Raw genomic sequence first — 12,880 nt, 5'->3', positions numbered from 1 at the left:
GTGCAGATCTACAACACAGAACGGCCCCATATGGCCCTGAAAAACAAAACGCCCGATGCGGTGCATCGGGCGTTTTGAGGCCTATCGGCCTACCTGAACAGGTGTAAACCTATTTCAGGACTAGACACCGTGATTTCATCTGCCCGGGGTACGGGCGCGGTAAACTGTCAGCGTGCCGTTTTTACCGAGAGGAACACCATGAAGTCGCGCATCTGGCAGTTGGCCGGTGTAGGTTTGCTTGGCATGAGCATCAGCCTGGGGGCCTTGGCTCAAGGCCCGGAAGATGGGCGCGGCGGCAATGGCCGACAGGACGCCTATGGCGGTGCCGAAGGCCGCTCATCGCTCAACTCGCGTGACGAGGTGCGCCAGACTCAGCCGGCGCGCCAAGGCTATTACCAGGACATTCCCCGGCGCAATGGCGACTACCGCCAGTGGGAAGCGGGTGGCCCCGGGCAACGGCCTGGCGGTGAATGGCAGGGGCGCCCGGACGGGCACGGCAATGGTTGGGGGCCTGGGCCACAGTACCGCCCGGGGCACACCGTCGATCATTTCCCCGACCGTTACTGGAAAGTGCCGTACCGTGGGCAGGATTACTTCTACTCAGGTGGCTATTGGTACCGCCCGCACGCCGGTAGCTACATCGTGGTGACACCGCCCTATGGCGTGCGGGTGGCTTACCTGCCGCCCTATGCGCGTGAAGTCTGGGTGGGGAACGCGCTGTTCTTCCTGGTTGCCGATACCTATTACCAGTACCTGGCCGACTCCCAGCAATACGTGGTGGTCAGCCCACCTGCCTTGGCTCCGGCGCCGGCGCCCGTGGCGCCTGCAGGTAATGCGTACGATGTGGTGGCCTACCCGATGTCCGGGCAAGGGCAGCAGCAGCAGGACCAGGACCGCTACCAATGCCATCGTTGGGCGGTGAGCCAGTCCGGGTTCGATCCCGCGACGGCGACCTATGCGCCGCCGGGCAACGTGGCAGACACCTACCGGCGTGCGTTGGGCGCCTGCTTCAGTGGGCGGGGCTACAGTATCAACTGAGGTGAGAGGCTCAGACAGGGTCGGCGTGCACCATCACATCGGCCTTGGGGTAACGTGCGCGGATTACCTGCGAGGCTTCTACACACAGGGCATGTGCCTCGTGCAGCGGTAACTGCCCGGGCAGCTCCAGGTGCAATTGCACGAACCACTGGTTGCCGGACACTCGCGTACGCAGGTCATGCACCCCTTTCACGCCGGGGATGCCCAGCACCAGGTCGGTCATGCCCTCGCCGATGTCGCCGGGCAGTTCCTGGTCCATCAAGATGCCCGTGCTCTCACGGGCGATCTGCAGGGCACTCCAGAGGATGTAAAGGGCAATGCCCAGGCCGAACAGTGCATCCAGCTGCGGCCAGCCGAAGCGCGCCAGCAACAGGGCCAGGAGAATGCTGCCATTGAGCAGCAAATCAGAGCGATAGTGCAGCGAATCGGCGCGCACCGCCGTTGAGCCGGTCAGGCGGATGACCCGGCGCTGCAAGGTCAGCAAGGCAATGGTCAACCCCAGCGACAGCAGCATGACACCGATGCCGATGCCGGTATCACCCAGTGGCTGCGGTGTTTGCAGGCGCTCGAATGCCTGGAAGCCGATCAGTACCGCACTCACCCCGATGAACAAGGCTTGGGCCATGCCTGCCAAGGCTTCTGCCTTGCCATGGCCGAAGCGATGGTCGTCATCGGCCGGGCGCAGCGCATAGTGCACGGCCAGCAGGTTGAGGAACGAAGCCACGGCATCCAGTGCCGAGTCGGTCAGCCCCGCCAGCAGGCTGACCGAGCCGCTCAGCCACCAGGCGACGGCCTTGCTCAGGACCAGGATGCTGGCAACCGCCAGCGAGGCGCGGGTTGCCAGGCGCAGTAGGCGCTGGTGTTCAGCTGGGGTGGTCATGCCTCAGTGCTGTCCTTGGGCGGTTCAGGCCGCCGGTACCAGGCCAAAGCTGGCCAGTTGCTCGACGCTGCCACGGTGCTGGATCAGCCGCGGATCGTTCAGCGGCAGGCGCCGGCCCAGCTCGCTTTCGAGAATGGCCTGGAGCTTGAGGTTGTCGACCTTGCCATCCGGGCTTACCGCTTCACGCAGTTTTTCCGGGGCGACCTGCGCCGTGCGGCCGCCAGGGTAGTAGATCGCGCCGGTGGCGAAGTCGATGCCAAATGCGATCAGGCCCGGGATCACGTAGAACAGGATGCCGATGGCATCCATCGCGGCGACCACGGGGTCGATCTTGCCATCGATCTGGCCGCGGCGATCTGGGTAGAACAGCGTGCCGCAGGCCGTCAGCTGGGTCAGCAGGGTGACGATGAGTGCGCCACCGATGACGCGGGATGGGATACGCATGTAAATCTCCGAAAAGGTGTTCAGCAGGGCAAGCGAAGCGCCAGTACCTGAAGCTAAGACCATGATAGAGCAGGCTGGGTTCGCCGTTATACTCGCGCGACTGTTCGAGGACCACCATGATTTCATTACCAATCGATGCCGTGTTGCCCGCCCTGCGCCAGGCCCTGGAAAACCGCGACGAAGCCGTGCTCGAAGCCCCCCCCGGCGCCGGCAAGACTACCCGCGTGCCGCTGGCGCTGCTGAACGAGCCCTGGCTGGCGGGGCAGACCATTCTCATGCTCGAACCCCGGCGGTTGGCCGCCCGTGCGGCGGCCGAGCGGTTGGCAAGCGAACTGGGTGAGCAGGTTGGTCAGACGGTCGGCTACCGCATCCGCCTTGAAAGCAAGGTCGGCCCGCGCACCCGGATCGAAGTCGTCACGGAAGGTATCCTGGCTCGTCGGCTCCAAGATGATCCTGCCCTGGATGGCGTAGGCCTTGTCATCTTTGACGAGTACCACCAATTACTAAATGCACGAAAAATCTTAATTCTTGTCAAAAAAAGGGATCTTCATCACGTTTGATGGGCTGGTGATCGCCGCTTGCCCTCACAAGCTCACCATGGTCAACGTAAAGCAATGTACCCGTGCCCCCATTTGGTCTGACTCAGCTAGTTCCTTTATCAGAAAACATCGGATCATTTAACAGCCAGCTGACTAACACCGGATGTAGAGGTCCATGCTTGTCGGCCAATAGGGAAAGCTCCTGCTTGGATCGCTCTTCCACTCGACCAGCCAACCAGACGGCTTCTGCTGTCGGGTAATGCCGTAGTAGATTTTTTGCTTGGTACCGTACGCTTTCAGGAAGGCTCGTGTCCCTAGCCAGCTCCTGTAGGAAGTCCCGTGTTTGAACAACGCTACGGGTGCGTTCATGGGCCATCGTCATGGTATTGCTCCTGAAATGTCCGCAGGGGGGGAGACGGCTTCCCGTCAACATATTCCACGCCCCAGGGGAACACTTACGGTATCAAGCTTGATTTCCCTGGGTAATTGCACAGCCTTGGAAGCGTGGCCTATCAATGTCATTCGCCTTGCGCATCAGAAATGCGCTCGCGGAGCCTGTTCCAGTGTGGCTTGAGCTGCTTCTTGATCGAGGGGGCGTTCATGGCTCTGGCTGCCCGGTAGCCATAAGAAATGAAGTTCCTTCGGCCCAGGTAGGAGTACCGCTTATACAGCTTCTTCAGGAACATCGAGCGAGGCAACTGCCCTCTGGCAATTCGCTTGGCGTTGACCTTGTCCATGCATTTTCCTGCCAGCCAGATGCCTCTGTTTACACGGTCCTGATAGCGAGCTAGTGACGATGAACGCAGGTAAATGTTGGCCCCATCAAAGATAAAGCCCAGATATTGCAGCGGTCGGTCGGATCTCAACCCCTTGACTGATCGAGTGAATTTGCAGGTCTCCGTCTTGGCAGTCTGGATCTCCAGGCCTATCTCATTGACGCGTAGGTCGACTAGGGCTTTGGCCTCTGCCTCTTTCTCCAGTGGCACAATTAGCAGTACGTCATCGCAGTATCGGTAGTAGGAACCACCGCAGGATTGGACATACGCGTGGATCTGCTCATCGAAGCCCATCATGTACACGTTGGACAGCAGGGCACTGATAGGGGAGCCTTGGGGGATACCTTTTTTGTCCCTGTTGGTTTCGATCAGGCCGCCATCACGAACCTTAGTTCTGAATTCATGGGGCTCGCAAATTCGCTTGCGGCCTTGCTTGGGGTTGTTCTTGGAGAGGCCCAGCGCTTCGTAGACTTGATCCCTGTAGACGAACGAATACTTTGTGAGGGATCGAAAAACCGCGTAGTGGTCGTCGGGCAAATGGCTGGTGTCGAGAATCGCCTGCCAGGCATTTTTCAGGTGCGTATGGTCTAGGTTGTCAAAGAAGCCTTTGATGTCGATGGCTATGACACAGCAGGACTTTCGCGCCGCGATATCCAGGAACGCATCCCGAGCAAAATCGATATTGCTTTTGCCAAGGGCTCTGAATGCCAAGATTGCCGAGGCCCACCGCACCTTAGCCAGATGTCCCTCGTAGGCCTGGTTCAGCAGGTCGCAGTAGTACGAATAAATATGGCTGTCGACGTGTGCGGCGTAGGAAATAGGCCGCTGCTTAGGGGCTTTTTTGACCACTTTCCCAATGCTTTTGTCGAAGAACACTTTCTGTGTTTGCGCGACATAGCGAATGAACGGGTAAAAGGCATGCTTAGCAACAGTCTTAGGATTTGAGACGATCTCCAGCGCTGCTGCCTGGTTTATCGGACGATCAAAGTGCAGATAGCCCCGAGACTTGTACCAATTTTCTGGCATCAGCGTACATCCTTGTATCGAGCCAACCGGCCAGGCTTAGGATGGCGGCAATCCTCAAGCCGCCTGGCCGGATAAACCCAAATGTTCCTCACATTATCCAATCGGTCTCAGTCACCCAGTTCCGATTTCGCCGCGATTGCTAGGATCGACGTATAGTGTCAGCGTCACATTTGGAGTACCTATGAAGATAAGTATCCGAGGGCTGCTGGCCGCATTGCTGGTCAACCTGGGTTGTTACACCTGGGATGCCGCCTTGGGGCTTGACAGCTTGTGATGCACCTTCGGGTCTACACCCGAAGCGCTTGCAGGCTAGCATAAATCTGAGCTGAACAGCCCCCGCCTTTTCGAGAGGCATGGCACTCCTTCAGCTAGGCGTCAGGTGCTCTGAAGTCTCCGTGCAACGGAATAGATGCCACAGCGTTGACGTTGGAAGCGCTCTGTCTTCAAGTATCTGGTAGGTGCCAAAACTTCATAGGGGTGGGATAGTTCCCGCTTTTGGCCATTTCTGGCTGTGGCCACCGTCAGCTTCGGATCGGCTCCAGTCGCTCGTGACAGGCTGCCACAACCCTCAGCTGCCAGTGACAACTTCAGATCATCCTCAGAATGCCGCCGTCAGACAAACCATCACCTACTTTTTTGCCAACTGCAGTAACCGAAGACGGTCCTCCGCCAGAATTTTCTGCACGTTCTCCAAGCTTCTAAGATCCGCTCGCTGGTTAAAGGCTAATTCCTGCAAGTTCCCTGAGAAATTCGCCATACGCTTGTGCCCGATCAAGCCAGTCAGCCAGCCAGTCAACTCATTATCAAAGAATGGATACGCTCGATGTGAGGCGAGATGAACCGCCACTGCGCGCAATTCAGTCAGGCAAATAACATCCAGCAAATCCTCATCAAAAGTGATCAAATGATCCAGGCAGAAATCTACGCCATCTAAGTGCTGTGGATTAGACAGCGACTCGATGAGCCTTAGTATGTATAGGTCCCAGGCGCAGTTATTGATGATGCGGAGTGGGTCTTTCTTGTCCAGTACAGAGTTCAGCTTCTCGGAAAGCTTTGTTTTCTTGGTATGAAAGAGAATATCGGCACATACAATTAGCTCACGCAGCATGAAGATACGCAGCTCATCGTGCATGAAGCTAAGTAGCGCCTCCATTTTCGCCTCCGGTGACGCAGAAGAGGTGCACTCGATAATTTTGGCACGAAGAATCATGCATTCGGCGGCCGCAGCTTGCTGGGCAATGGCGACGCTCAACCCGGCCTCCAGATTGCGCGAAAAACCGTCGATAAACTCCTCGGCGAACGCCTCGGCACGTTCTTGGTAAAGCGTGCGAAACCGCTCTCCCCAACCCTCACCCAATGGGGCTTTATCGAAGGATAGTGCGTGCACAGCAGCAACCGTTTCTTTGCAAAACTGACGGGTTTCGGGTGTCCACGATTTCTGTGCTTCACACAGGTATATGTATGAATTCAGCCTCGCGAGATCATCCACAGAGAACGTCTGTTGCAGGTCCGCGCGCACAGCGTCGAGTTCAGGAGAAATCCGCTCCGCATACGACAATTTGCGAATATAGCTGGCCGCATTCGAATCCAGAAAAAGCGAGCCACCCAGCACGTATTTCACCTGTGTTTTGGACAAGGCGAAGGTTTTGTCCAGAATCCAAACGGACCTACCGCGCAACATGGTCGAAACGAAACCTTTTTTGGAAAACTGCTCCCGAACCAAGCCAAAGGGCCCACCGACTTCAGCCGCCGCGTACATGATGCGCCATTCACCTAGCAGCTCAACATGATCCTGAAAGCGTTCCAGTGCCTCCTTCGGATTATCTGCGGAACATACGTAGTGCAACGCTTGTTGGATCTCAAACTCAGCGTATTCCTTCATCAATGCCTCATCTATCCTTAGCCTAAAAATTTGCTGTGTAATCAAGAATATCTTTGCATCCGAGAGACTGTCTTATGACAGGCGCGACGATCCACTCTTCGGGCTGGTCAAGAATGATGGGAGCACGTTCCCTGTCGACCAGTAAGTAGAAAATCAGCAGCAATGCACCGCGCAGACCTGGATGCAGGCGCTCCAACTCTACACTGCCGAGCGTCAGCCCATAGCTCAAGTCGAAGTAGCTCAGCCCGTACAGGGCTTCATAGAGATCTGCGGCTCTTCGGTCTGATCGCAGGATTTAAGCAAGTGGTATGGCACGCCTGATGCTGCGCCGGATGTCAAATTCAGAGCCGTTTCGACTTCGCGTAGGAAGATCCTGCAACCGGCATTCAATGCTGAGCCGCGCGCTGGGAGTCTTCTTATTAATTTTGGTAAAAAATCTTACAGTAAGTCTATTTACAGCACCCTTCCGCTCGGGCAGTATCGGATTAGAATCCTGATCAGGCCTTGCGGATGCTCAATCTCAAACACGAAGTCCTTCTCCGTCTGCGCGCCATTGAGCTGATTGCTTTCTGGGAGGGGCGTCTGATCACTACTCAGCTAGTCGAGTGGTTTGGCATTACTCGGCAGCAGGCTTCCTCGGACATCAATCGGTACAACACGGAGTTCAACGAAGGGGCGCTCATTCATAACCCCGCAGTCAAAGGCTATGTCCCAGCTGCAGGCTTTCAGCCGGTGCTCACGGCTGGGCACGTCAATGAGTATCTGGAAATGCTCGTGAGTCAGGGCGGGCAGCCGATGGCTCAGGTGCTGGAATCCCATCCTGGGGTTGCCACTGTCCAGTTGCCCGACCGTGCAATTCGACCGGAGGTTGTGCGTGAGGTAGTCCGAGCTTGCCGGGCGGGAACCAGCCTTAGAATTCTCTATGCCTCAATGAGCAACCCGGCGCCACACGAGCGAGTCATTTCTCCCCATACCTTGGTGTACACCGGCTTTCGTTGGCATGTACGGGCTTGGTGCCACAAGCAGAATGACTTCCGTGATTTTCTTCTGTCACGCATTGATCGCACGCCAAAGCCTTGTGATGAAGAGGCGCCCGAGGCGGAGAACGACTGCCTTTGGCAAGAGAAGATTTCTCTAACGCTGATCCCCAATCTGCTGCTCAGCGACTCCCAGAAAACCTTGGTCGAGCGCGACTTCGCCATGCCGGAAGGGCGCTTACAGTTGACCGTGCGTAAGGCTCTGGCCCACTACACCCTGCAGCGCTTTCAGGCAGCAATCACCGAGGACGACGCTTCTCGCGTGAGGGAGCATCCGCTGCAACTGTTACCAACGGATCGCAGAAGGCTTGAACCTCTCCTCTTTGGTGGAGGCCAGGGGTGAGCTTGCAGACTTTCAGTTATGACTCCGACCTGATCGGCGGCTCGCTGCAGGTTCGAGAGTCTCGCATTGTGGCCGACCTGCTGTTGCAGAACGCCAGCGCCGAGCACTGGTACGAGGTCATCCAGCAAGAGAACCGGCTTCAAAAACGCACCCCCGCTTCGGCCAAGCGTGTTGCTCAGGCCCTGCGCAAGCGTTTGGAGCGGTTGGACGCCGCCTTTTGGCGTGCCATTCGCGATGGCGACGATGAGCTCGCCACTCAAGTGGTGTTCTGTTCAGCCCTGGAGCGCAATCTTCTCCTCGTCGAATTCATTGAAACCGTCGTCCGGGATGCTTTTGTTACCCGCGCTGGGGTGCTTGAGCCCTACCACTGGAGCGAATTCCTAGATGAGCGCAGTCATCGAGATCCAGCCATCGCGACCTGGACTGAATCGAGTCGCAAGAAGATGGCTCAAGTCGTCTACCGCATGCTGGCTGAAGTCGGTCTGCTGGAAAGTACGCGCAGCATGAGATTGCAAAACCTAAAGATCCGGCCAGAGGCCCGCGCGTTGCTGGACGACAGCTACCGACAACGAATCAAAGCCTGCCTGGAAGTATCCAGCGCCGCTGCGCAGTAGGCGCGGAATCAAGGAGTCAGTGATGAATCAGCAGCTACAGGATCGGCTGAATCAGATCCCGGAAAAAATCCTCACCGAGGAGTTCGTCAAGAGCCAAGGCCTTGGCAACGAGATCGGCTTCTGGATCTTCGACTATGCCCCCGAGGATGAGCTACAGGTGCGTGAGTACCTGTGCTTCCTAGAGGGGCTCCTGGCCAAGAAGCACAGTCATCTCAAGGTTGCCCACATCAACCTGCTGCAGGCCATGCGCGAATATCTGGATCAGCGCAGCTTCACCGACAAGGCCATCCTGATGCAGCAGACCAAGGGCGACCATGCGTTGCTCAAGGCGCTTTCCGGGCCTCTGCACATGGATAAGTTTGCTCCTTTCCTGATGGAGCACAGCGGCGCTGCCGAGCGCGATGTCGTCCTGATTTCAGGCGTGGGCTCTGTTTGGCCCGTCCTGCGAGCCCACAACCTGCTCAACAAGTTGCACGCGTTGCTCGGTCACAAGCCTTTGGTGCTGTTCTACCCCGGCCATTACTCAGGGCAGTCGCTGTCCCTGTTCAACCGTATCCCCAGCAACAACTACTACCGTGCGTTCAAGCTGGTGCCCTGATCAATAAGGACGATTGCCGTGAGCATTAAAGACATCTTCTTCAAGGAACTCGACCGCCCTATCAATGGCGTGGTCAAAGCGGACCAGTCTGACGACGCCACCGTGTTCCAAGAGCTCGACGAGTATGTGGTTACCAACGAGCTGGAAAAACACTTCCGCAGCTTCTTTGAGTCCTATGGCACCGACCTGAGCGACCCCTCCATTGCCAACCGCGTAGGCGTCTGGATCAGCGGCTTCTTCGGGTCGGGTAAGTCGCACTTCCTGAAAACCCTGTCCTACCTGCTGGCCAACATCCAGGCTCGGGACCCCCAGGGTAATACCCGTAACGCCGTTTCCTTCTTCGATGCCAGCAAGGTGCGCGATGCGATGATTCGCGCAGATATCGACAAGGCCGTCGCCAATAGCGCTGATGTCATCTTGTTCAACATCGATAGCAAGGCGAGCTCCAACGACGCCGGCAACCCGATCCTCAATGTCTTCCTGCGCGTGTTCAACGAACACCAGGGATTCAGCGGCGACCATCCACACATCGCTCACATGGAGCGCCACCTGACCCAGCGTGGCGTCTATGAACGCTTTGTTGAGGCCTTCAACGAATCTACCGGTCTGGTCTGGGCCGAGGAGCGCGACGGCTATCAGTTCTATCAGGACGATATTGAGCAAGCCCTGGCACAGGTATTGGCTCTGTCTGCCGAGGCAGCGCACAAGTGGTTCGAGGAGTCCGAGCAGACTTTCAGTGTCTCAGTCGAGAACTTCTGCCACTGGGTGCGCGAGTACCTCGATGCCAAGCCGGCCAAGCACCGTGTCCTGTTCCTGGTGGACGAAGTCGGCCAGTTCATCGGCAGCGATACCCGCCTGATGCTGACGCTGCAGACTATCACCGAAAACCTCGGCACCATCTGCAAGGGCCGCGCCTGGATCATTGTCACCTCCCAGGCCGACATGGATGCGGTGCTCGGTGAGCTCTCGGCCTCCAAGGCCAACGATTTCTCCAAGATTGCCGGACGCTTCAAAACACGCCTGTCGCTGTCCAGCTCCAACACCGACGAAGTGATCCAGAAGCGCCTGCTGCGCAAAACAGCGGAGGCCGAAACCGAGCTGCGCGCTGTATGGGGGCAGAAGGGCGACATTCTGCGCAACCAGATCACATTCGACCGCTCCGGTCCGACGCTGCGTAATTACGACGGCCCGGAGAGCTTCATCGCCAACTATCCCTTTGCGCCGTACCACTTCCAACTGGTGCAGAAGGTCTTCGAAGAAATCCGCAAGGTCGGCGCCACTGGCGCGCATCTGGCCTACGGTGAGCGCTCCATGCTCGATGCCTTCCAGATGGCCGCCCAGTCGATTGCCAACAAAGACATTGGCGCCTTGGTACCCCTGCACAGCTTCTACCGTGCGGTGGAAGGCTTCCTCGACACAGCCGTCAAGCGCACCATCGACCAGGCCGGCGAAAACGCCGTGCTCGATACCTTCGATGTACAGATCCTGCGCACCCTGTTCATGATTCGCTATGTCGATCTGATCAAGGGCACGCTGGACAACCTTGTCACCCTGTCCATCGAGCAGGTCGACGAAGACAAGCTCGCCCTGCGTCGCCGCATCGAAGAAACCCTGCAGCGCCTGGAGAAAGAGAGCCTGATCACCCGCAACGGCGAAGAGTTTGTCTTCCTCACCAACGAGGAGCGCGATATCACCCGCAAGATCAAGGCCACCGAGATTGCCTCGTCCGATGAGAACAAGGCTCTCGCCGACCTGATCTACAAGGACCTGCTCAAGGACAAGAACAAGTTCCGCTATAGCGTCAACAAGACCGACTACAGCATTGGCCGCTATCTCGATGGCCACAGCTTGGAAGGCCGTTATGAGCATGACCTGCGCGTCGAGGTGATCTCGCCGCTGGATCTAGATTACGCCCTTCACGGTGAAGCTGGCTGCATCAACAAGAGCAACGACGCGCCCACTGGCATGGCTCTGTTCAAGCTGCCGGACAACAAGGAGTTCTTTACCGAACTGCGCACCTGGCTGAAGACCAACAAGTTCATCCGTCTCAATGACGATGGCAGCCAGCCCGAGCTGAGTAAAATCCTCGCCGACCGTGGCCGGGAGAACCAGGAGCGCAAGAAGCGCCTGCGCCTGATGCTCGAAGAGCTGATCGAGCGTGCCGAAGTCTACGCACTGGGCCAGCACCTCAAACTGTCCGGCAACAACATCCTGAGCAAGTTCGACGAGGCCAGCCAATACCTGCTGGAGAACACCTACACCAAGCTGGGTTACCTGAAGGTGCTGCAGCAGGAGCCCGAGCGCGAGCTCCATGCCATTCTGAACACCGACGACATTGGTCAACTGGGCCTGACCCTCGACGGCGAGGAAGGTAATCCGCAGGCGATCAAGGAAGTCGAGCAGTTCATCACCCTGCGCGCCTCCGGCAATGACCGCTTGCTGGTGGCGGACATCATCGAGCGTTTCAGCAAGCGGCCCTATGGCTGGCCGGATGGCGAGATCCTGCTGATCCTCGGTCGCTTGGCCGCGACCAGTCGTATCTCCTTTCATGCTGCCGGCCCCAGCCTGCCGCTGCCGGATGCCTTCGACTACCTGAGCAACAGCCGCAAGCGCCGGGAAATCTCGGTGCAGAAAAAGCGCCAGACCGATGAAGTGCTGCTCAAGCAGGTGCGCAATCTCAGTCAGGACTTGTTTAACGCCCTCGGCCCTGCCGGCGAGAAGGAGTTGTTCGAGTATTACCGTGGCCATTTCGAGACCTGGCTGGGCAACCTCAAGAGCTACAAGAGCAAGACCGATGTTGGTCGCTTTCCCGGCAAAGAGGTGATCGAGAAGGCTCTGCTCAGTTTGCAGCGCCTCTTGAGCAACACCGACAGCGTCGACTTCTTCAAGTCCGTGGTCGACAACAAGGACGACTTCCTGGATCTGGAGGAGGACTACCGCGACCTCCATGAGTTCTTCACCAATCAGCTGCATACCTGGCAGCAGCTACAGCAAGCCCTGCGTCGCTTCGATAAGAACAAGCCCGCCTTGGAAAAGGACGACAAGGCCCGCACGGCCCTCCTTGAGCTGCAAGCCATCGAGCAGAACGCCGCACCCTACAACCAGCTGCACAAGGTGGCCGGCCTGGTGGAAGCGGTGGAGGCGATCAATGCTGCGATCCTCACCGAGAAGCGCGAGCATGCCCTGGCCCGTGTCGACGAGAAGATTGCCCAGCTGCAGGCTGAAATCGCCAAGAGCGGTATCGAAACTGCGGATTTGAGCAACCGTCTGCTGCGCCCGCTGCAGTTGGTCAAGGCGGATCTGGAGACCGAAACCAGCATCGCCAATATCTACCTGCTGCAAACCCAGACTGCCGACGAACGCCTGCACGACGGAGTGTTCGAACTGGAACGCGCCATCCAGACCGAAGCTGAACGCCAGCAAAAACTCCAACAGGAGCAGGCCAAGGCCGCACAGGTCGCCAACGCGGCCGGCGGCGTCAAGGAAGACAGAGCGCCTTCCCTGACGCCCACACCTAAACCGGTAGCACCGCCCAAACCGGTGGTCGAGGTCGCCGCCACCAGCGTATTCAACAAGCTCAGCAATGGCCTGTATCTGGAAAGCCAGAGCGATATCGACCGCTTTATTGACGCCCTCAAGGCCGAGCTGGAAAGCGCCATCAAGCAAGACAAGCGAATTCGTATCCGCTGACTCGGCGCAGCCT

11 protein-coding genes and 1 pseudogene are annotated in these 12,880 nt (G+C 57.7%); 7 read left to right on the top strand and 5 right to left on the bottom strand.

Going from position 1 to position 12,880, the window contains the following annotated elements:
* Both L6D80_RS27955 and L6D80_RS27950 read left to right on the top strand, forming a co-directional pair.
* Window positions 1–78: integrase core domain-containing protein (locus tag L6D80_RS27955; RefSeq protein ID WP_146146908.1), on the top strand; the 78-nt coding region annotated here is incomplete at its 5' end.
* Window positions 79–198: 120 nt separating this feature from the next.
* A complete protein-coding gene (locus L6D80_RS27950) occupies window positions 199–1,038 on the top strand; it encodes a DUF6515 family protein (RefSeq protein WP_176516901.1) in 840 nt (279 codons plus the stop codon).
* A gap of 10 nt (window positions 1,039–1,048) precedes the next feature.
* On the opposite strand, the gene L6D80_RS27945 is transcribed toward L6D80_RS27950, so the two are convergent.
* Both L6D80_RS27945 and L6D80_RS27940 read right to left on the bottom strand, forming a co-directional pair.
* Entirely contained in the window at window positions 1,049–1,918 is an 870-nt protein-coding gene (locus L6D80_RS27945; RefSeq protein WP_176516899.1) for a cation diffusion facilitator family transporter, read from the bottom strand.
* Between the two features lie 24 nt (window positions 1,919–1,942).
* Window positions 1,943–2,362 (bottom strand): hypothetical protein, encoded by a 420-nt coding sequence (locus L6D80_RS27940; RefSeq protein ID WP_054900882.1) that lies wholly within the window; start codon window positions 2,360–2,362, stop codon window positions 1,943–1,945.
* Between the two features lie 116 nt (window positions 2,363–2,478).
* On the opposite strand from L6D80_RS27940, the pseudogene L6D80_RS27935 reads away from it, so the two are divergent.
* Window positions 2,479–2,862: pseudogene (locus tag L6D80_RS27935) on the top strand (DEAD/DEAH box helicase); the annotation flags it as partial.
* A gap of 142 nt (window positions 2,863–3,004) precedes the next feature.
* On the opposite strand, the gene L6D80_RS27930 reads toward L6D80_RS27935, so the two are convergent.
* The 3 genes from L6D80_RS27930 to L6D80_RS27920 form a co-directional block, all read right to left on the bottom strand.
* Window positions 3,005–3,283 carry a BPSL0761 family protein gene (locus L6D80_RS27930; protein WP_176516895.1) on the bottom strand — a complete coding sequence of 93 codons (279 nt, stop codon included), beginning with the start codon at window positions 3,281–3,283 and terminating at the stop codon, window positions 3,005–3,007.
* Between the two features lie 136 nt (window positions 3,284–3,419).
* Entirely contained in the window at window positions 3,420–4,703 is a 1,284-nt protein-coding gene (drt2, locus tag L6D80_RS27925) for an antiviral reverse transcriptase Drt2 (RefSeq protein WP_176516893.1), read from the bottom strand.
* A gap of 628 nt (window positions 4,704–5,331) precedes the next feature.
* Complete coding sequence (locus L6D80_RS27920) at window positions 5,332–6,585, bottom strand: hypothetical protein (RefSeq protein ID WP_176516891.1); 1,254 nt, start codon at window positions 6,583–6,585, stop codon at window positions 5,332–5,334.
* A 510-nt stretch (window positions 6,586–7,095) separates the two neighbouring features.
* Here L6D80_RS27920 and L6D80_RS27915 point away from each other — a divergent pair.
* Genes L6D80_RS27915 through brxC form a run of 4 tightly spaced genes read left to right on the top strand, consistent with a single transcriptional unit; the run spans window position 7,096 to window position 12,867 of the window.
* Window positions 7,096–7,965 carry a helix-turn-helix transcriptional regulator gene (locus L6D80_RS27915; protein WP_176516889.1) on the top strand — a complete coding sequence of 290 codons (870 nt, stop codon included), beginning with the start codon at window positions 7,096–7,098 and terminating at the stop codon, window positions 7,963–7,965.
* Window positions 7,962–8,579, top strand: coding sequence for a DUF1819 family protein (locus tag L6D80_RS27910; protein WP_176516887.1), 618 nt, complete (start codon window positions 7,962–7,964; stop codon window positions 8,577–8,579). The genes L6D80_RS27915 and L6D80_RS27910 overlap by 4 nt, the downstream gene beginning before the upstream one ends.
* Before the next feature lie 22 nt (window positions 8,580–8,601).
* The gene (locus tag L6D80_RS27905) at window positions 8,602–9,177 is read left to right on the top strand and encodes a DUF1788 domain-containing protein (RefSeq protein ID WP_176516886.1); all 576 of its coding nucleotides are present in this window, start codon (window positions 8,602–8,604) and stop codon (window positions 9,175–9,177) included.
* A gap of 18 nt (window positions 9,178–9,195) precedes the next feature.
* Window positions 9,196–12,867: a BREX system P-loop protein BrxC gene (brxC, locus tag L6D80_RS27900; RefSeq protein WP_176516884.1), complete on the top strand. Its 3,672-nt coding sequence runs from the start codon at window positions 9,196–9,198 to the stop codon at window positions 12,865–12,867.
* Window positions 12,868–12,880: the final 13 nt, after the last annotated feature.

It is taken from the genome of Pseudomonas ceruminis (assembly GCF_021602025.1).
In the GTDB taxonomy this organism is placed as follows: Bacteria; Pseudomonadota; Gammaproteobacteria; order Pseudomonadales; family Pseudomonadaceae; genus Aquipseudomonas; species Aquipseudomonas ceruminis.
The sequence above is the reverse complement of the archived record's forward strand: the minus strand, read 5'-3'. Positions and strand labels throughout refer to the sequence as shown.